General features: G+C 68.9%; 17 protein-coding genes. 7 read left to right on the forward strand and 10 right to left on the reverse strand.

Features of this window, described 5'->3' with window-relative positions:
* Nucleotides 1-41: 41 nt before the first annotated feature.
* The gene (locus IB227_RS03855; protein WP_192287264.1) at nucleotides 42-1,586 is read right to left on the reverse strand and encodes a serine hydrolase; all 1,545 of its coding nucleotides are present in this window, start codon (nucleotides 1,584-1,586) and stop codon (nucleotides 42-44) included.
* A 143-nt stretch (nucleotides 1,587-1,729) separates the two neighbouring features.
* Here IB227_RS03855 and IB227_RS03860 point away from each other — a divergent pair, with 143 nt between their 5' ends.
* The 3 genes from IB227_RS03860 (at nucleotide 1,730) to IB227_RS03870 (ending at nucleotide 4,079) form a co-directional block, all read left to right on the forward strand.
* Nucleotides 1,730-2,155, forward strand: a complete 426-nt coding sequence (locus IB227_RS03860) for a VOC family protein (RefSeq protein WP_192286368.1) — start codon at nucleotides 1,730-1,732, stop codon at nucleotides 2,153-2,155.
* 138 nt (nucleotides 2,156-2,293) lie between these two features.
* Nucleotides 2,294-3,124, forward strand: a complete 831-nt coding sequence (locus tag IB227_RS03865; protein WP_192286369.1) for a DUF72 domain-containing protein — start codon at nucleotides 2,294-2,296, stop codon at nucleotides 3,122-3,124.
* Nucleotides 3,125-3,170: 46 nt separating this feature from the next.
* Nucleotides 3,171-4,079 carry a DMT family transporter gene (locus tag IB227_RS03870; RefSeq protein ID WP_192287265.1) on the forward strand — a complete coding sequence of 303 codons (909 nt, stop codon included), beginning with the start codon at nucleotides 3,171-3,173 and terminating at the stop codon, nucleotides 4,077-4,079.
* Nucleotides 4,080-4,085: 6 nt separating this feature from the next.
* On the opposite strand, the gene IB227_RS03875 is transcribed toward IB227_RS03870, so the two are convergent.
* From IB227_RS03875 to IB227_RS03890, 4 genes are all read right to left on the reverse strand, one after another.
* Nucleotides 4,086-5,150, reverse strand: coding sequence for a sensor domain-containing diguanylate cyclase (locus IB227_RS03875; RefSeq protein ID WP_192286370.1), 1,065 nt, complete (start codon nucleotides 5,148-5,150; stop codon nucleotides 4,086-4,088).
* Between the two features lie 87 nt (nucleotides 5,151-5,237).
* Nucleotides 5,238-5,960, reverse strand: a complete 723-nt coding sequence (locus IB227_RS03880; RefSeq protein ID WP_192286371.1) for a pseudouridine synthase — start codon at nucleotides 5,958-5,960, stop codon at nucleotides 5,238-5,240.
* Nucleotides 5,961-6,002: 42 nt separating this feature from the next.
* Complete coding sequence (locus tag IB227_RS03885; protein WP_313255420.1) at nucleotides 6,003-7,628, reverse strand: diguanylate cyclase; 1,626 nt, start codon at nucleotides 7,626-7,628, stop codon at nucleotides 6,003-6,005.
* A 227-nt stretch (nucleotides 7,629-7,855) separates the two neighbouring features.
* A complete protein-coding gene (locus tag IB227_RS03890; RefSeq protein ID WP_192286372.1) occupies nucleotides 7,856-9,811 on the reverse strand; it encodes a DEAD/DEAH box helicase in 1,956 nt (651 codons plus the stop codon).
* Between the two features lie 186 nt (nucleotides 9,812-9,997).
* Between IB227_RS03890 and IB227_RS03895 the strand changes: the two genes are divergently transcribed.
* Nucleotides 9,998-10,219, forward strand: coding sequence for an RNA-binding S4 domain-containing protein (locus tag IB227_RS03895; protein ID WP_132864591.1), 222 nt, complete (start codon nucleotides 9,998-10,000; stop codon nucleotides 10,217-10,219).
* A gap of 126 nt (nucleotides 10,220-10,345) precedes the next feature.
* Here the strand turns inward: IB227_RS03895 and ubiM are convergent, their stop codons facing one another.
* From ubiM to IB227_RS03910, 3 genes are all read right to left on the reverse strand, one after another.
* On the reverse strand, nucleotides 10,346-11,524 hold the full coding sequence (ubiM, locus tag IB227_RS03900; protein ID WP_192286373.1) for a 5-demethoxyubiquinol-8 5-hydroxylase UbiM: 1,179 nt from the start codon (nucleotides 11,522-11,524) through the stop codon (nucleotides 10,346-10,348).
* Nucleotides 11,525-11,729: 205 nt separating this feature from the next.
* Nucleotides 11,730-12,260, reverse strand: coding sequence for a DUF4019 domain-containing protein (locus IB227_RS03905; RefSeq protein WP_132864593.1), 531 nt, complete (start codon nucleotides 12,258-12,260; stop codon nucleotides 11,730-11,732).
* A 77-nt stretch (nucleotides 12,261-12,337) separates the two neighbouring features.
* On the reverse strand, nucleotides 12,338-13,474 hold the full coding sequence (locus tag IB227_RS03910; RefSeq protein ID WP_192286374.1) for a hypothetical protein: 1,137 nt from the start codon (nucleotides 13,472-13,474) through the stop codon (nucleotides 12,338-12,340).
* A gap of 165 nt (nucleotides 13,475-13,639) precedes the next feature.
* On the opposite strand from IB227_RS03910, the gene IB227_RS03915 reads away from it, so the two are divergent.
* The 3 genes from IB227_RS03915 (at nucleotide 13,640) to IB227_RS03925 (ending at nucleotide 17,069) form a co-directional block, all read left to right on the forward strand.
* Complete coding sequence (locus tag IB227_RS03915) at nucleotides 13,640-15,103, forward strand: DNA-3-methyladenine glycosylase 2 (RefSeq protein WP_192286375.1); 1,464 nt, start codon at nucleotides 13,640-13,642, stop codon at nucleotides 15,101-15,103.
* Nucleotides 15,104-15,105: 2 nt separating this feature from the next.
* Complete coding sequence (locus IB227_RS03920) at nucleotides 15,106-15,615, forward strand: methylated-DNA--[protein]-cysteine S-methyltransferase (protein ID WP_192286376.1); 510 nt, start codon at nucleotides 15,106-15,108, stop codon at nucleotides 15,613-15,615.
* Between the two features lie 200 nt (nucleotides 15,616-15,815).
* On the forward strand, nucleotides 15,816-17,069 hold the full coding sequence (locus IB227_RS03925; protein ID WP_192286377.1) for an ectonucleotide pyrophosphatase/phosphodiesterase: 1,254 nt from the start codon (nucleotides 15,816-15,818) through the stop codon (nucleotides 17,067-17,069).
* A 59-nt stretch (nucleotides 17,070-17,128) separates the two neighbouring features.
* Here the strand turns inward: IB227_RS03925 and IB227_RS03930 are convergent, their stop codons facing one another.
* Together IB227_RS03930 and IB227_RS03935 are read right to left on the reverse strand one after the other, a co-directional pair.
* Nucleotides 17,129-17,308: a 30S ribosomal protein THX gene (locus tag IB227_RS03930; protein ID WP_132864598.1), complete on the reverse strand. Its 180-nt coding sequence runs from the start codon at nucleotides 17,306-17,308 to the stop codon at nucleotides 17,129-17,131.
* 108 nt (nucleotides 17,309-17,416) lie between these two features.
* On the reverse strand, nucleotides 17,417-17,830 hold the full coding sequence (locus IB227_RS03935; protein WP_192286378.1) for a MerC domain-containing protein: 414 nt from the start codon (nucleotides 17,828-17,830) through the stop codon (nucleotides 17,417-17,419).
* Between the last annotated feature and the right edge of the window lie 65 nt (nucleotides 17,831-17,895).

Consider the following 17,895-nt stretch of genomic DNA (forward strand, 5'->3'; position numbering starts at 1 on the left):
AATGCCATCCCCGCCATGGCCGCGGGACCGTGGTGCCCTGCTTACTCCGTCTTGGGCTTGAGCAGCAGGTCCTGGAAGTCGAAGCTGAAGTCAGTCAGCGACGACACTGCTTCCATCCGTACCTCGCGCACCTTGCCGTCCGGGGTCAGGCTGAAGTTGACGAAGGCATCGGCGTTGAGCGAGCGGTTGTCCCAGCGCACGATGAAGGTGTCGTGCTGCCAGTGCTCCATCGTGCCGACCAGATCGGCGGTGGCACCGAAGCGCAGGCGCAGCTTGCCGCCCTTCTGCTCGATGACCACATCGCCATACCACGCATCGCGGTACGTGCCGGCATAACCACCCAGCGGCAGCGAGGGCGTGCTCCTGGCGTCACGCGCGGCCACGTGCCGGGCCCAGCCTTCGTCCGCGTTGTCCTGCGCCTTGGCGACGCTGGCCGCATACGCCGCCACCCAGTCATGCGACGGTGCCCCGAGCATCGCGTCGAGCACGCTCATGGTGATGGCGTTGAAGGCCGCACCCGATTCCTGGTTGGTCAGCACCACCACGCCCAGGTCCTGCCCGGGCACCAGCGTCAGCCGCGACACCTGCCCCGGCCAGCCGCCGGTGTGCCACACCAGCTTCTGCCCGCGGTAGTCGCTCAGGCTCCAGCCTTCACCGTAACCGGCGAAGTTCGGGCGCGCGGCTTCCAGCTCCGGCACCGACGGCTTGGGCACCACCTGCGGGATCTGCATCTGCCACATCTGCTGCTGGGTCTTTTCACTGAACAGCGGCGTGCCGTCGGCCAGCTTGCCCTCGGCCAGCTGCACGTTCATCCACCTGGCCAGGTCATGCACGCTGGAGTAGATGCCACCGGCGCCGGCGTTGTTGGACCAGGTCAGCGGCGCCACCGGGCGCAGGTCGGTGAAGTCGAACTTGGCGTGGCCGACGGCGGCCTTGTCGCCGGGCTTGAGATGATCGGCGTTGTAGCGGGTGCCGGCCATGCCGACCTTGTCGAAGATGCGCTGCTGCAGGAACGCGGCGAACGGCTGCCCGGACACCTTCTCGATCACCTGCTGGGCAACCGCGTACAGGATGTTGTCGTAGGCGTAACGGTCGCGGAAACCGTTCTTCAACGGTACCTGGCCCAGTCGCGCCACCACCTCGGCGTTGCTGTAGCTGGTGGTCGGCCAGAACAGCAGGTCGCCGGCGCCCAGGCTCAGCCCGCTGCGGTGCGAGAGCAGGTCGCGGATGCGCATCTCGCCGGTGACGTAGGGATCGGACATGCGGAACGACGGCAGGTGGTCGATCACCCGGTCATCCATCTTCAGCTTGCCTTCCTCGGCCAGCAGGTTCAGCGAGGTGGCGGTGAATGCCTTGGTGTTGGAGGCGATGGCGAACAGCGTGTCGGCCTGCACCGGCTCGGGCTTGCCCAGCTCGCGCAGGCCCCAGCCGCGCTCCAGCACCACCTTGCCGTCCTTGACCACCGCCACCGCCACGCCCGGCACGTCGAACTGCTGGCGCACGCGCTCCACCGTGGCATCGAGTTGCTGCAGCTCCGCCGGCACCGCCGCCTCCTGTGCATCGGCCACCTGGGCCACCACGCTCATCGCGAGCACCAGCCCGCCCCCAAACCATTTATTCAATGCGCTCTCCCTCTGGATCGATGCCGGCCCATGGCCGGGCCGGCCTTCTCGCGATGGTAACGCGAGCGCGCCCACGCTCGCCTTTCCGTTCCTGCCCTGAGGCCGCCATGGACCTCGCCGCCACGACCACCGCCACCATCATTCCCTGCCTGCGCTACCGCGATGCACCGGCCGCCATCGACTGGCTGTGCGACGCCTTCGGCTTCCAGCGGCACGCGGTCTACCAGGAGGGCAACGTCGTGCTGCATGCCCAACTGGTGTTCGGCAACGGCATGGTGATGCTCGGCTCGGTGCAGCCCAGCGAATGGGGCAGCAACATGATCCAGCCCGACGAAGTCGGTGGCATGGAAACCCAGAGCGCCTGCGTGATCGTCAGCGACGCCGACGCCCACTACGCCCGGGCCAAGGCAGCCGGCGCGGAGATCGTCATCGACATCGCCGACCAGCACTATGGCGGCCGCGGCTACGCCTGCCGTGACCCGGAAGGCCACCTGTGGTGGTTCGGCAGCTACGACCCCTGGAAAGCCGCGTAGGCGCGGCCTTGGCCGCCGAGCCGTTGAATCCCCGGACCAGGACCTTCCCGATGTCGCGGCCCAGGCCGCTCCCACCGGTTGGCTTGCAGGTACATTGACGGCTTCGCGGCCACGGCCGCTCCTGCCCCGGGGTGTGACTTGAACGACTTGTTTGCCGGTACGGCCAATACCCCCGGGGTCCATATCGGCATCGGCGGCTGGACCTATGTGCCGTGGCGCGGCGGCACCTTCTATCCGGTCGGGCTGGTGCAGCGCCGTGAGCTGGAGTTCGCCAGCCGCCAGCTGACCAGCATCGAGATCAACGGCACCTACTACGGCACCCAGAAGCCAGCCATCTACGCCGGCTGGCGCGATGCCACGCCGGAAGGTTTCGTGTTCTCGGCCAAGGCGCCCAAGCGCATCGTCAGCGCCCGCAAGCTGGCCGGGACCGGCGCGCAGATCGATGACTTCATCGATGGCATCGGCCACCTCGGTGACCGGCTCGGTCCACTGGTGTGGCAGTTCGATGCCGGTCGCACGCTGGACCCGGACGACTTCGCCGCGTTCCTGCAGCTGCTGCCGCGGCAGGTCAACGGTCGCCGCCAGCGCCACGCGCTGGAAGTGCGCGACCGTGCGTTCTTCGACGAACGGCTGGTTGGCCTGGCCCGCCAGCACGGCGTGGCACTGGTCTACACCGACTCACCGGACTACCCCAACGCGGCCGACCTCGGCGCGGACTTCGTCTATGCCCGGCTCATGCGCAGCCGCGATGCCTGCGATACCGGCTACCCGGCGGCGGAACTGGCGCAATGGGCCGAGCGCGTGATGGCGTGGCGGCGCGGACAGGACCCGCACGACCTGCCCCACCTCGCCGCGCCTGCGGGGCCTGCGCCGCAGGGGCGCGAGGTATACCTGTACTTCATCAGCGCCGCCAAGCACCGCAACCCGGCCGCGGCGCGCCAGCTGCAGCAACGCGTCGACCCAAACTGAAGCGATCGATGCGGCAATGCGTCGGCACATCGGCGACAATTCGCCGATGGCGACGAACGAACACCGCAAGGCCCTGCTGCAAATCCATTTCTGCGTCCTGCTGTGGGGCATTACCGCCATCCTCGGCAAGCTGATCACCCTGCCCGCCCTCCCGCTGGTGTGGTGGCGCATGCTGCTGGTGGTGGCCATGCTGGCCCTGCTGCCGCGCGTATGGCGCGGGCTGTCCACGCTCAGCCCGAAGGTGGCGCTGGGCTACGCCGGCATCGGCGCGCTGGTGGCGCTGCACTGGCTCACGTTCTATGGCTCGGTGAAGCTGGCCAATGCTTCGGTCGCGGCCACCTGCATCGCGCTGGCCCCGGTGTTCACCTCGGTGATCGAGCCCTGGATCGCGCGTCGGCCGTTCCAGATGAAGGAACTGGCGCTGGGCATCGTGGTGCTGCCGGGCGTGGCGCTGGTGGTGGGCGGCGTTCCCGACGGCATGCGCCTGGGCGTGGCGGTCGGCGCGTTGTCGGCCCTGCTGGTGGCGGTGTTCGGCTCGTTCAACAAGCGCATGGTCGGCCACGCCGACCCATTGACCGTCACCGGCCTGGAACTGGGTGCCGGCGTACTCACACTGACCCTGCTGGCCCCGGCCATGCCGGTGCTGCTGCCGGCCCTGGCCAGCGACCTGTGGGTGCTGCCCAACCTGCACGACGGGCTGTTGCTGCTGGCGCTTTCGGGCCTGTGCACGCTGTTGCCGTTCGCCTTGGCGCTGGTCGCCCTGCGCCACCTCAGCGCCTACACGGTGCAGTTGGTGACCAACCTGGAACCGGTCTACGCCATCGTGCTGGCCATGCTGTTCCTGCGCGAACAGCATGAGCTGACCCCGCAGTTCTACCTGGGCGTGGCGATCATCCTCGGCGGCGTGTTCCTGCACCCGCTGCTGAACCGGCTGCGCCCGGCCGCCGCCGCGTAGGCGCGGTCAGGTGGCCACGACCACCCGGTCGCGGCCGTCCTGCTTGGCCTGGTAGAGCGCGCTGTCGGCGCGGTGCAGGGTGTCCAGCGGGCTTTCGCCGGCACGATGCGCGGCCAGGCCGATGCTGACCGTGACCGGCAGCCCGATCGGCAGCAGGCCCACCGACTCACGCAGGTACTGGCATTGCAGCTCGGCCTGCTGCAGCGGCGTGTCCGGCATCAGGATCACGAACTCCTCGCCACCGTAACGGGCGGCCATGCCGCGCCCGGCAAACTGCGCGCGCAGCACGCCAGCCATCTCGGTCAGCACCCGGTCGCCCTCGGCGTGGCCGTGGATATCGTTGACCAGCTTGAAATGGTCGATGTCGACGATGGCCACCGCCGGCGGCACCTCGCCGGCACGCTCGATGGCCTCGCTCAATGCGGTGGCCAGCGCACGGCGGTTGGACAGACCGGTCAGCGGATCGGTGCGGGTCTGCTCGGACAGCTCGCTGTTCACCTGCTCCAGCTGCAGGTAGTACTCGCCCAGGCGGGCCTCGTACCAGTCATGTTCCTGCTGGTGATGTTCCAGCTCGTGGCGCAGCTTGCGCATCTCCATCATCCGCCCGACCTGGCGTGACAGCGCGCGCAGCGCGTCGGCCTGGCGCTGGCCCAGTACGCCGGGCACCGAGTCGAACACGCACAGCGAGCCCAGTGCGTAGCCGTCGCTGCTCAGCAGCGGTGCACCGGCATAGAAACGGATGTGCGGGTCGCCCACCACCGACGGATTGCCACTGAAGCGCGCGTCCAGCCGCGCGTCCTCGACCACGGTGAGCTCCTGCGGGCGCAGGATGGTATGCGCGCAGAAGGCATCCTCGCGCGGGGTCTGCTCGCCTTCGAGCCCCTGCATCGACTTGAACCATTGCCGCTCGCGGTCGATCAGCGTCACCGCCCCGCAGGCGGTGCCGCAGATGGTGCGGGCGATGGTCACCAGGTCTTCGTACTCCTGCTCGCGCGGCGTATCCAGTATCCGGTAGCGCTGCAGGGCAGCCAGGCGCTGGGATTCATTGGCAGGGATCGCAGGCTTGATCATGCGCGGTTCCGTATCGTGCGGTGGTCAAGGTAAGGCTGCGGCAAGTCTAGCGGCGGGGCGGCATCACCGCGTCAAGGCAGTCACACTTCACCACTCCCGCTGTTGCGGCAGCAGGCCACGCAGCTCCTGTTCGGTGAGGTTGCGCCACTGGCCGGGCTTGAGTGCGCCGATCTTGATGTTGTCGATGCGCACGCGGCGCAACTGGGTGACGCGGTAGCCGAACTCGGCCGCCATCAGGCGGATCTGCCGGTTCAGGCCCTGCTCCAGGATGATGCGGAAACCGAACTTGGCGATGCGCGAGGTACGGCACGGCAGCGTCATCTGGTTGTGGATGCGCACGCCGCGGGCCATGCCGCGCAGGAACTCGTCGGTGACCGGCTTGTTCACCGCCACCAGGTATTCCTTCTGGTGGCCGTTCTCGGCGCGCAGGATCTGGTTGACGATGTCGCCGTTGCTGGTCATCAGGATCAGCCCTTCGGATTCCTTGTCCAGGCGGCCGATCGGGAAGATGCGCTGCTCATGGCCGACGAAGTCGACGATGTTGCCCTTCACCGCGCTTTCGGTGGTGCAGGTCACGCCCACCGGCTTGTTCAGCGCGATGTAGACATGCTTGCGCCCGGTGCTTTTCTGCACGGTGCGTGCGCCCAGCGGCTGGCCGTCGACGCGGACCTCGTCCCCCTCGCCCACCTCGGCGCCGGTGCCGGCGACGATGCCGTTGACGGTGACGCGGCGGGCGCTGATCAGGCGGTCGGCCTCGCGGCGGGAACAGAAGCCGGTTTCGGCAATGTGCTTGTTGAGTCGGTTGGTCATCGGCGGATTATCCGCCATCGCCCCGTCCCGGGACAGCGTGGCTCAGGCGATCTGCTGCTCGTCGCGCGCATCCACCACCTGGTTGCGCCCGCCCCGCTTGGCCCGGTACATCGCGTTGTCGGCACGGCGCAGCAGCGCCGCCATGTCCTGGTCGTCGGGCTCCAGCTCGGCCAGGCCGATGCTGGCGGTGACCGACAGCCCCGCGTGCTGCAGCGCCTGGCTGTTCTGGGTCACCCGTTCGCGCAGCTGCTCCAGCCGTGGCAGCGCATGGTCGGCGCTGTTGCCGGGCAGCAGGATCAGGAATTCCTCACCGCCCATGCGGATCACGTCGTTGCGGCTGCGCACGCCGGCCTCCAGCGTGCGGGCGACCGACACCAGCACCTCGTCGCCGACATCGTGGCCGTAGCGGTCGTTGATCTGCTTGAACAGGTCGATGTCCAGGAAGCCGATCGACAGCGGCTGCTGGCTGGCCTTGGCATCGCGCAGGTAGCGCTCCAGCTGGCGCAGGCCGGCACGCCGGTTGGGCAGCCCGGTCAGCGTGTCGGTGTCGGCCAGCTGGCGCATCTCGTCACGCTGCTGGCGCAGCTGGCCCAGGCCGCGGTTGAGCGAATAGGCCGACATCATCAGGAACCAGGTAACGGCCACCTGGATCACCTCCACCCGGTACTCCACCAGCAGGCGGCTGCCGAGCAGGTCGGCCAGGTTCATCAGCAGCAGCGGCACCACCGCGACGATGCCGTCCACCGCGGTGTAGCGCCCGGTCCGCACCGATACCGCCGCCAGCAGCAGGATCACCAGGCAGATCACCGTGAACAGGTCATCCAGCGCCGCCGCCGTCCAGCCCAGCACCTGCCAGGACATCAACGGGGTCGCCAGCGCCACCACCAGCAGGGCCAGCATCATCCCCAGCACCCAGCGCCGCGATGCCGGCAGCAGGCGACGACCGCCACTCATCCGCCACAGCACCCAGCCCATCACCGCATAGCTGAGTGCGCTGACCGCCACCATCCACACCGGCGCTGCGCGGCCCAGCGGCAACCACGGCTCGGGATAGCCGCTGAGCCCGCTGAGGATCGCCTGCCAGGTCACCAGCAGCGCGCAGACCAGCACGTACATCAGGAAGTTGCGGCTACGCGTGGTGAAGAACCCCATCAGCGCGGACAGCGCCAGGGCCAGGGCCACCGCCAGGCAGGCGGTGCGCACCAACAGGCGCGCGGTGTCGATCTGCTGCACCGGGCTGGGCGCGCCCAGCCGCACGGTGGGAATCCAGCGCGACTTGAGCGGGGTTTCCCAGGCGACCAGGATCGGGTCGGTGTCGCCCTTGCGCGGCACCACCACCATGCCGATGCCGGCACGGAATCGGGAATCACGGGTGCGCGCGTCCTGCATGTGGCCGCATACCTCGCGGTCGCCATGGCTGATCATCACTTCGCCGCCGTAGATGTTGAACACATCCACCGCCTGCGGGGCACCGGACCACCCGCCCGCCGGCGCGTCGATCTCCACCGGCTCCTGCAGCCGCGCCATGATCTCCGGCGTGCAGGCGCGCACCGGCGCCTGCTGGTCGGTGGCCGCCCCTACCTGCAGCAGGTCGCGGCCCACCTGGGGCGTCTGGGCCGGGGACAGCGCCGGCAACCACAGGACAAGCAGCACGAACAGCCAACGCACTGTCCAGCCCCACCTGTTGTGCCCCGCAACCGCGCCCCCGTCCTCCGCCATGACCATCCTTTCGCGTTCCCCGACGCGCTTGGGCGGATTATCGCAACAACCCACTGACAGCAGCACGTGAAATCTGTCGCGTGTTCAGCTTGTCGTCTGCGTGCAGCGTGCCGGCATGAAACAGAACAGCCCCGGTTTCCCGGGGCTGTTCAGGCAGGCAGGTGCCGGCGTGGGGCTCAGAACTTGCGCGGGCCACGCGGCGGCTTGTTGAAGCCACCGTCACGGCGCGGACGCTCGCCTGGGCCACCCGGACGCGGACCGGGACGGCCGCCCGGCTTGCTGTCCTTGTTGAAGCGCGGCTTGAACGACGGGCCGGCGTTGACGTCCTCGCCCGGCTCGACCTTGCGCATCTGCAACTGCTGGCCGGACACCCACACCTTCTTCAGGTGCTGCAGCACGTCGCTGGGCATGTCGGCCGGCAGGTCCAGCACCGAGTGGCCGTCATGGATGTCGATGCGGCCGATGTAGCGGCTTTCCAGGCCAGCCTCGTTGGCGATGGCGCCGACGATGTTGGCCGGCTTCACGCCGTGCTGGTGGCCCACTTCGATGCGGTAGGTTTCCATGCCGAATTCCGGGGCGCTGCGCGGCGGCATCTCGCGGCGCGGACGCTCGCCGAACTCACCTTCGCCACGCGGCGGGCGCGGGCCGCGCTCGTCGTCCTGGCGCGGGCCACGCTCGAAGCGCGGTTCGAAGCGGGCCGGACGCTCGCCACGCTCCTCGCGCTGGCGCGGGAAGCCGCCATCACGCTGCGGACGCTCGGAACGCTCCGGGCGATCGCTGCGCGGCTCGCGGCGCTCGCGCACCGGCGGGGTCAGCAGGAACGGCGCATCACCCTGCAGCAGCTTGGCCAGCGCGGCGGCGATGTCGATGGCCGGCACGTTGTGCTCGCCTTCGTAACGCTGCAGCAGGTCGCGGTAGAAATCCATGTCGCCGCCGGCCAGGGTCTGGCTGATACGGTCCATGAACTTGCTCACGCGGTGGTCGTTGACCGCGTCCACGCTCGGCAGCTGCATCTCTTCGATCGGCTGGCGGGTGGCACGCTCGATCTGGCGCAGCATGCCCTTCTCGCGCGGGGTGACGAACAGGATCGCCTCGCCGCTGCGGCCGGCACGGCCGGTACGGCCGATGCGGTGCACGTAGCTTTCGGTGTCGTACGGGATGTCGTAGTTCAGCACGTGGCTGATGCGCTCCACGTCCAGGCCGCGCGCGGCCACGTCGGTGGCGACCAGGATGTCGAGCTTGCCTTCCTTCAGCTGGCCGATGGTGCGCTCGCGCTGGGCCTGCTGCATGTCGCCGTTGATGGCGGCCGCGGCCAGGCCACGCGCCTGCAGCTTGCCCGCCAGTTCCTCGGTGCCGGCCTTGGTGCGCGCGAAGATGATCATCGCATCGAAGGTTTCCACCTCCAGGATGCGGGTCAGCGCGTCCAGCTTGTGCATGCCCGCCACCCACCAGTAGCGCTGGCGGATGTTGGCCGAGGTGGTGGTCTTGGACGCAATGGTCACTTCCACCGGGTCGCGCAGGTAGGTCTGGGCGATACGACGGATCTGCTGCGGCATGGTGGCCGAGAACAGGGCAACCTGGCGGGTCTCCGGCAGCTTCTTGAGCACGGCCTCGACGTCGTCGATGAAGCCCATGCGCAGCATTTCGTCGGCTTCGTCCAGCACCAGCGTCTTCAGCTCGGACAGATCCAGGGTGCCGCGGTCCAGGTGGTCGATGACGCGGCCGGGGGTGCCGACCACGACGTGCACGCCGCGGCGCAGCGCGGACAGCTGCTGGCCGTACGGCTGGCCGCCGTACACCGGTAGCACGCGGAAGCCCGGCATCGAGGCCGAATAGGTCTGGAACGCCTCGGCGACCTGGATGGCCAGTTCGCGGGTCGGGGCCAGCACCAGCACCTGCGGCTTGGTGGCGGAAAGGTCGATGTTGGACAGCACCGGCAGCGCGAAGGCACCGGTCTTGCCGGTACCGGTCTGCGCCTGGCCGAGCACGTCGCGGCCTTCCAGCATCGCCGGGATGGTGGCGGCCTGGATGGGCGACGGGGTCTCGTAACCGACGTCGGCGACCGCTTTCATCACAGGCTCTGAGAGGCCGAGATCTGCGAACAGCAGCGGCGCGGGGGATTCTTGGGACATGGGAACTCCGGGGGCACCGCCGCGAACGGGCGGGCGAAAAGACGCATATTGTGCGCCCAGAACCCCCTTGCTGTCGCGGGGTTTGCCGATGTCCGTTCAGCTTGCCACCACATGGCCAACGGGTTCAGCCCCCTGCCCGGCCGGCCTTGCCGCACAATAGCGCCCGTTTTTTTACCCGGGAACACCATGCAGACCATCGATTTCGAACTGGACCGCGAGTACGTGGAACTGAAGCAACTGCTCAAGCTCACCGACCTGGTGGCCAGCGGCGGCGAGGCCAAGATGATCATCGGCGAGGGCCAGGTGAGCGTGGATGGCCAGATCGAGCTGCGCAAGGCCTGCAAGATCCGCGCGGGCCAGCAGGTCGAGCTGGGCGACGTCCGCATCCGCGTCCTGGCCGCCGAATAGCACCGGCAGCAGCGGCCTGGGCCGCGAAACCGATGGCGCTGCCGCCCTGCCGGCGCCTTGCGATGACGTGCATCAGGGCAACGGACGGGACGCCGGCCTCGCGGCCCGGGGGCTCCTACCGGTGGATCAGGCCAGGCGCTGGGTCAGGTGCCCGGCGATCATTTTCCTGAACGGAACCAGCCCATGCGCGGCCCGCAAGGCGGCCCCGCGCAGCAGCCGGGCCGGCAGGCGGCTGTCGTTGTAGAGGGTGGCGATGGCATTGGTGGCCTCGTACAGCGGCCGGGTCGCCAGCCGGTGGCTGCGCTCGTAGCGGCCCAGCAGGTCCGCCTCGCCGATGTCCCCGCCCCGCTGCGCCACCGCAGTGACCAGGTCCGCCAGCCGCTGCTGGCTCTGCAGGCCGAAGTTGAAACCGTGCGCGGTGACCGGATGCATGCCCACCGCCGCGTCACCGACCAGCGCATGGCGCGGGCCGACGAAACGGCGCGCATACACGCCGACCAGCGGGTACACATGGCGGGTGCCGGCCGGCACCATCTCCCCCAGCCGGCGTTCGAAGAAGCCGGTGACGGCGGCACCGAGCTGTGCCGTATCCATCGCCATCAATGCCTGGACCTGCTGCGGCGGCAGCGTGATCACCGCCGAGGCCTGGTTGCGCGGCAGTGGCAGCATCGCCAACGTGCGGCCGTAGCCGAACCATTCCCAGGCTTCATGGTGATGCGGCCGTTCGCATTGCATGCGGCAGACCAGCATCGACTTGCCGAAGTCACGCATCTGCGCGCCGATCCCCATCATCCGCCGCGTGCTGGAGAAGCGGCTGTCGGCCGAGACCACCAGCCGGGCCTGCAGGCGGCGCCCATCGCCCAGGGTGACGGTGTTGCCGGCGGTGCCGGTTTCGATCGCGGTGACCGAGGTGCCATCGAGCAGCTCCAGCCCCTGCTGCCCCTGCACCACCTCCCAGGCGGCCTTGCGGATCAGGTGGTTGGGCACCAGCCAGCCCAGTTCATCGACGTTCTCGCGCTCGGCGGCAAAGCCCAGCGCGAACGGCGAGCTGCCGTTCATGACACGGGCACTGCGCAGCGGGGAGATCTCGGCCGGGTCGATGCATTGCCACATGCCCATGGCCTGCAGGATCTGCCGCGAGGCGTGGGTCAGCGCGATCTCGCGCCCGTCGAACGCCGGCTCGGCCAGCGCGGCCGCGCTCTGGGGCTCGACCAATGCCAACGACAGGCCGCTGCCGGCCAGGCTCCGGACCAGGCTCAATCCCGCCGGCCCGGCACCGACCACCAGTACATCCACCTTGCGCATATCCAGCTCCGCTTTCGCACCGGGACGCAGGGTAGGCCGCGCGATGTAAGGATTCATTGATCTGGATCAGCCACCCGTGGGAGCGGCTCCGGCCGCGAGGCCGGAAACGCCGGGCCACCGCGACCACGTCCGCCACCACGGGAAGGCCAGTCGTCGCGCCGGGGGATAGCTCAGCCAGCGTCGCGGCCGAGGCCGCTCCCACCGGTCAGTTGGTCGCCGCGCGCACGCTGTAGCCCGAGGTGCGCCAGACCTTGTCCTCGTCCAGGCGGAAGGACACCAGTTCGCGCACCGGCTGTGCGTTGTTGGCGAAGCGGGTCGGGAAGCTCACGTTGATGTAGATGCCTTCCGGCACCGCCGCGCCTGCCGGGTACTGCACGCGGGTGATCGAGGGCTTGCCGCGCGACACCAGCGCACCCAGCTTGGTGCGGTCGGCACTGATGTTGCTGGCGAACTGGTCCCGCGTCACCGCCTTGCGGGCCACCCCGGAGGCCCCGTCCCAGACTTCGGCGGCCTTGTTGCCATCGACCAGCTGCGCCACGCGCTGCGCGGCCTGCGTCATCTGCGCGTCCTGCTGGGCCACCTGCGCCTGCTGTGCGGCACTCAATGCCGGGCCCGGTGCCCGCGTGGCCTGCGTTGCGGCGGCGGCCGGGGCAGCGGCCGGCGCGGGGGCCGCCTGCTGCGCCAGGGCATTTCCACCGACCAGGGACAGCAGCACCAACAAATGACTGGGACGCATGATTGGCTCCATGACGCGTTCGCTTGAAGGGACGCTCATCCAATCATGAAAGCGCGACCGGCGTTGTAAATTTCAGGTCAATGCTGGCCGGCCGGCGCATTCAGCTGGGCGGCGGCAGCCGGCGCGGTGGCCGGCACCTGCGGGTCAGGCGTGGCCTCCGGCCGCGGCACCAGCAAGGCGGTGTCGATTTCCGACAACGGGCTTTCGGCCGGGCACACCTCGTCCGGGAAGCCGAACTGCTCCTTCAGCGTCTGCCCGCAGTTGTTCACCGCTTCCAGGTCGGCGCCTTCAACCTTGCACTCGCGGTCGAAGGCGATCAGGAAGGCGTCCTTGCGGCGCACGAAGTCGTCGCCGCACTTGCGCATCTGCTTGATGCGCTCCAGGTCGTCCTGCACCGCATTGGTGCCATCCAGGCCGTACTGCTTGAGCTCGTCGCTGGTCAGCAGGCGCAGGCTGCGGTTGGGCACGGTCATCATCAGGTCGGCCACGCCCACCGCCACGCCGTTGCGCTGCAGGTAGTCCTTCACGTTGTCGTAGACCTCGTGCAGCTCCTTGTTCAATTCCGCACGCGAGGTGGCGGTGGAACTGATGCGCATCATCCGATGGATGCCCACCTTGCCGGAGATCAGCCGGTTGTCGCCGGCGGCCAGCACGAACACGCAGGCACTGTGGCAGATCGAGCCTTCGCGTACCCAGATGGTCCAGCCGGACTCCCCGATGCTGTCACCGGCCACGATCGCCGCTTCCACCTGCCCGCCGCTGGAGTCCAGATCCAGGATGCGCTTGCCGATCTTCATCGCATCGGCCACCACCGCCAGCCGCGACACCAGCCCGGCGAAGGAAGGGTTGATCTTGCCTGCATAGCGCACGCGCACCAGCCCGCGCTCCTTGCACGGCTCCAGCGCGGCGTCCAGGCTCTTGCGGTCCAGCGCCTCGAGCGCGGCGCCATCACCGTTCTCGCCGCTGTAATCGGTGTCGCAGCTCACCCATGCCTTGCCGTTCTCCAGCACCAGCTCCGGCCATTCACGGTCCTTGGCCGGCACCACCACCGGCGGCGGCGGCGGCGCGTCGGCGGCGTTGATCGAGACCATGTGGTCGCCATCGGCCGCCAACGCCGTGGCCGGGTCGGCCACCGGCTTCTTCTCCTGCTCCTGCCCATTGCAGGCCAGCAGCCCGACACACAACAACGGCGACCACCAGAATCTGGGCAACATAGGAATGCAATCAGGTCCATGCAGGGCGCAGGCGCGCCGGAAAGTGCACACAGTCTAGTGCCCCTTGGCGCGATGTCCTCAATTGAACCTAAACAACGGTTCGTCATGAGCATTGATGTCCGGAAATGGCCAGTCAGCACGGTCCGATCGGCCTAGACTGGCCGCATGCACAATCCAGCCCTGCCCAGCTACGAGCAATGCGAACAGGCGCGCCTGGCGCGGGACGCCCGCTTCGACGGGCTGTTCTTCACCGCCGTGCGCAGCACCGGCATCTACTGCCGGCCAGTCTGCCCCGCCCCGCCGCCACAGCGGCGCAACGTCAGCTACTACCCCAGCGCGGCAGCGGCCACGGCCGCGGGCTACCGCCCGTGCCTGCGCTGTCGCCCGGAGCTGTCCCCGGACGACGCCAGCCTGGTGCAGGACCACACCCTGCACCGCGCCCTGGCACTGCTCAACGAAGGCATCCTGCAGGACCAGCCGGTCGATGCGCTGGCCCAGGCCATGGAACTGAGCCCGCGCCAGCTGCAGCGGCTGTTCGTGGCCCGGCTTGGCGCGACCCCGGCGCAGCTGCATTCCACCCGCCGCCTGCTGCTGGCCAAGCAGTTGCTGACCGAGACCGCGCTGCCGGTGACGCAGGTGGCCCTCGCCGCCGGCTTCAACAGCCTGCGCCGCTTCAACAGTGCCTTCCTCGCCGGCTGCGGCATGCCGCCCAGTGCACTGCGCAAGCAGCATGGCGCGGTGCCCGGCGGCGAGCCGGTGCTGCGGCTGGCCTACCGCCCGCCGCTGGACTTCCCGTTGATGCTGGCCTTCCTGCGCAAGCGCTCGCTGCCGGGCATCGAGTGCATCGGCCAGGACAGTTACCAGCGCGTGATCGTCAGCAACGGCAGCGCCAGCCTGATCCGGGTCACCGCCGATCCCCGCCGGCCGGAGCTGCGGCTGCAACTGGGCACGACCGACCCCCGCGCGATCCCGGCCATCGTCGCGCGGGTGCGCCGGGTGTTCGACCTGGATGCCGACCTGGGCACCGTGCATGCCACGCTGGCGCAGGAGCCGCTGCTCGCCCGCGGCATCGCCCGGCGTCCGGGGTTGCGTATTCCCGGTGGCTGGGACGGCTTCGAGGTCGCCGCGCGCGCGGTGCTCGGCCAGCAGGTCAGCGTGGCCGCCGCAACGACCCTGGCGCGACGCCTGGTGGACCGCTTCGGCGCGCATCTGGACGGCATGCCGGAAGGGCTGGACCGCCAGTTCCCGACGCCGGAGGTGCTGCTGGACGCACCGCTGGAATCGATCGGCCTGCCGCGCACGCGTGCAGCCACCCTGCGCGCCATTGCCCGCGCCTGCGCCGAAGGCCACCTGGACTTCAGCCGCGCGCAGACGCTGGAGCATTTCGTCCAGCAGGCGGTCGCCCTGCCCGGCATCGGGCCGTGGACCGCGCATTACATGGCATTGCGGGCGATGGGCATGCCCGATGCGTTCCCGGCCGGCGACCTGATCCTGCAACAGGTGCTGGGCGAAGGCCAACGCCTGAGCGAACGCGACACCGAACGCCGCTCGCAGCCGTGGCGGCCGTGGCGTGCCTACGCCGTGCTGCACCTGTGGCACCTGGCCGCGGAAACGAACAAGGAGACCTGACCATGACGATCTACTACGACCGCTTCGACAGCCCGATCGGCCCGCTCACCATCGCCGCCGACGACAACGGCGTGCGCCACATCCTGTTCGCCGAGAACCGGCACGACGCCAAGGGACGCGAGCAATGGCAGCGTGACCCGGACGCGGTGGCCGAGCCGCGGCGCCAGTTGCTGGAATACCTGCAGGGCAAACGCCGCCGGTTCGACCTGATCCTGGCCCCGGCCGGCACCGACTTCCAGCTCGATGTCTGGCAGATGCTGGCGCAGATCCCGTTCGGCGCGACCTGGAGCTACAAGGAACTGGCCGAGCGTCTGGGCAAACCCACCGCCACCCGCGCGGTCGGTGCCGCCAACGGCCGCAACCCCTTGCCGATCGTGCTGCCCTGCCACCGGGTGATCGGCAACAACGGCGCGCTGACCGGCTTCGGTGGCGGCCTGCCGACCAAGGTCGCGCTGCTGAAACTGGAAGGCGTGCCGGTGGAAGAGGAGCGGGGGCCGGATCTGTTTGGTTGAGGCCTGCCGGCCGGGGCAGGCAGCGCCATTGGCCCTCCCCGGCCCTCCCTTCGGCGCCGCCAGGGACAGGGCCAGGGAGGCCGGCCTCCCAACCTGGCGTTTCGCCCTGCCCATCGCCATCACGCCAACCACCCAACCCGGCAAGCTCCCGCCCCCAAAGTCGTATTCGTCGCGTCATGCGCGCGAACTATCATGCGCAGATGACTTCGTACCGCCTTCCGCTCCTGTTGCTGGGCACCAGTCTGCTGGTTGCCTGTGCCTCCTCCCCGCATCGCGCCCCGGCCGATTCCACTCCGCCCGCCACTGTCATCCTGCTGTCCATCGACGGACTGCGCGCGGACATGCTCGACAGCGGCAACAGCCCCAACCTGTCGCGCCTGGCGCGCGAAGGCGTGCGCTCGGTGGGCATGCGCCCGTCGTACCCGTCGCTGACCTTCCCCAACCACTACACCCTGGTCACCGGGCTGCGCCCGGATCACCACGGCCTGATCCACAACAGCATGTGGAGCGACGCGCTCGGCCAGTTCCGCGTGGGCGATTCGCAGTCGGTCCGCAACGCGACCTGGTGGGAGGGGGGCGAGCCGATCTGGGTCTCCGTCGAGAAGGCCGGCTACACCAGCGCGACCTGGTCCTGGCCCGGCAGCGAAGCCCCCATCCACGGCATCCAGGCCAGCCTGCGCCACCCCTACGATGAAAGCGTGGCGCTGCCCGAGCGCATGCGCACGGTGCTGTCCTGGCTGCATGGCGCGCCCGGCGTGCACAAGCCGCGCTTCATCGGCGCCTACATGGAGCAGGTGGACAAGGCCGGGCATGCACACGGCCCGGACTCCCCCGAGTACGCCGCCGCGCTGCGCCAGGTCGATGCCGCCATCGGCGTGCTGATCGACGGCCTGGCCCGCGAGGGACAACTCGACCGCACCAACCTGATCGTGGTCTCCGACCATGGCATGGCCAACGTGGCCGCCGACCACGTCGTGGCCACCGAAACGATGGTGCCGCCGGAGGTGGCGCGCGTGGTCTCCGAAGGCCAGTCGGTCGGCTTTGCACCGCTGCCGGGCCAGCAGGCGGCGGCGGAACAGGCCCTGCTCGGCCGCCACGCCCACCACGAATGCTGGAACAAGGCCGACCTGCCCACCCGCTGGCATTACGGCAGCAATCCGCGCGTGCCGGCCATCGTCTGCCAGATGGACGAAGGCTGGGATGCGTTGACCCCGGCCTCGCGCGGCAAGCGCTCCCCCGGGATGCGCGGCTCGCACGGCTATGACCCGGCGCTGCCGTCGATGCAGGCGGTCTTCATCGCCCGTGGCCCGGCATTCGCGCAGGGCAAACAGCTCACCGCTTTCGACAACGTCGACGTCTACCCGCTGCTGGCGCGCCTGATCGGTATTCCCGCGCAACCCAATGACGGCGACCCGCAGGCACTGCAACAGGCGCTGCGCGCTCCCGCCCACTGAACGCCGGGCACAAAAAAAGCGGCGCAAGCGCCGCTTTTTTCTTGCCACGCCAGGCCGGATCAGCCGGCCTTGGCCACCGTCTTCTTGGCGACGGCCTTCTTGGCCGGGGCCTTGGCGACAGTCTTCTTGGCGACCGGCGCAGCTGCGCCCACGGCCACCTTGTTCACGTGCGAGCGCGAATTGCCGTAGCTGGCGTTGTAGCGCTTGCCCTTGGCGGTCTTACGGTCACCCTTACCCATGTCGTCAACTCCTTCAAGTATGAAATCCAAAAAAACCCGTCCGGGACGGGTTCGGCAGGCTCGCAACCGGCTCACCTGCGCCTGAGATGAGAGCCTAGCATGCGTGATTCAATGTGCGCAGCTGGCATCGTGCACGTGGTGATGGTTCAAGCGCAGGTTCAGCAGGTGCGCCAGGGCCACCAGGACGCCGCCAAGCGTCATCACGATGGCATGCGGCACCTGCGAATGATGCAGCTCGGCATGCAGCAGCCCGGCCCACAGCAGCGCCAGCCCGGGGACCAGCACCGCCAGCGCGCGCAGCGCGCGGTGCCGGTAATAGCCCCACAACAGGCTGGCCAGGCCCAGCACGGTGACGAAGATCACCACGGTCAGCTCGACGCTGTCGCTCAGCCAGAACGACAGCCCCAGCGACGGCGCGATCGCCAGCAGGGCCGGCAACACCGCGCAATGCACTGCGCACAACAGCGAACCAGTGGCTCCGAAGCGGTCCAGGTACTGACGTAACGCGGCAGGCAGGGGCATGACTTTCAGCAGGGTCGGCGAATCGTTATGGAATAATATAACATAATCGTCAGTCCGCCAGTCCA

Source organism: Stenotrophomonas sp. STM01 (genome assembly GCF_014852135.1).
Taxonomy (GTDB): domain Bacteria; phylum Pseudomonadota; class Gammaproteobacteria; order Xanthomonadales; family Xanthomonadaceae; genus Stenotrophomonas; species Stenotrophomonas capsici.

Bases quoted from the DNA above. Each gene is read 5' to 3' on its own strand.
- IB227_RS03870 (WP_192287265.1), top strand. From the start codon at position 3,171: ATGGCGACGAACGAACACCGCAAGGCCCTGCTGCAAATCCATTTCTGC.
- IB227_RS03930 (WP_132864598.1), bottom strand. From the start codon at position 17,308: ATGGGTAAGGGTGACCGTAAGACCGCCAAGGGCAAGCGCTACAACGCC.
- ubiM (WP_192286373.1), bottom strand. From the start codon at position 11,524: ATGCGCAAGGTGGATGTACTGGTGGTCGGTGCCGGGCCGGCGGGATTG.
- IB227_RS03910 (WP_192286374.1), bottom strand. From the start codon at position 13,474: ATGTTGCCCAGATTCTGGTGGTCGCCGTTGTTGTGTGTCGGGCTGCTG.
- IB227_RS03860 (WP_192286368.1), top strand. From the start codon at position 1,730: ATGGACCTCGCCGCCACGACCACCGCCACCATCATTCCCTGCCTGCGC.
- IB227_RS03925 (WP_192286377.1), top strand. From the start codon at position 15,816: ATGACTTCGTACCGCCTTCCGCTCCTGTTGCTGGGCACCAGTCTGCTG.
- IB227_RS03880 (WP_192286371.1), bottom strand. From the start codon at position 5,960: ATGACCAACCGACTCAACAAGCACATTGCCGAAACCGGCTTCTGTTCC.
- IB227_RS03855 (WP_192287264.1), bottom strand. From the start codon at position 1,586: ATGAGCGTGGTGGCCCAGGTGGCCGATGCACAGGAGGCGGCGGTGCCG.
- IB227_RS03905 (WP_132864593.1), bottom strand. From the start codon at position 12,260: ATGCGTCCCAGTCATTTGTTGGTGCTGCTGTCCCTGGTCGGTGGAAAT.
- IB227_RS03935 (WP_192286378.1), bottom strand. From the start codon at position 17,830: ATGCCCCTGCCTGCCGCGTTACGTCAGTACCTGGACCGCTTCGGAGCC.
- IB227_RS03875 (WP_192286370.1), bottom strand. From the start codon at position 5,150: ATGATCAAGCCTGCGATCCCTGCCAATGAATCCCAGCGCCTGGCTGCC.
- IB227_RS03915 (WP_192286375.1), top strand. From the start codon at position 13,640: ATGCACAATCCAGCCCTGCCCAGCTACGAGCAATGCGAACAGGCGCGC.
- IB227_RS03920 (WP_192286376.1), top strand. From the start codon at position 15,106: ATGACGATCTACTACGACCGCTTCGACAGCCCGATCGGCCCGCTCACC.
- IB227_RS03890 (WP_192286372.1), bottom strand. From the start codon at position 9,811: ATGTCCCAAGAATCCCCCGCGCCGCTGCTGTTCGCAGATCTCGGCCTC.
- IB227_RS03895 (WP_132864591.1), top strand. From the start codon at position 9,998: ATGCAGACCATCGATTTCGAACTGGACCGCGAGTACGTGGAACTGAAG.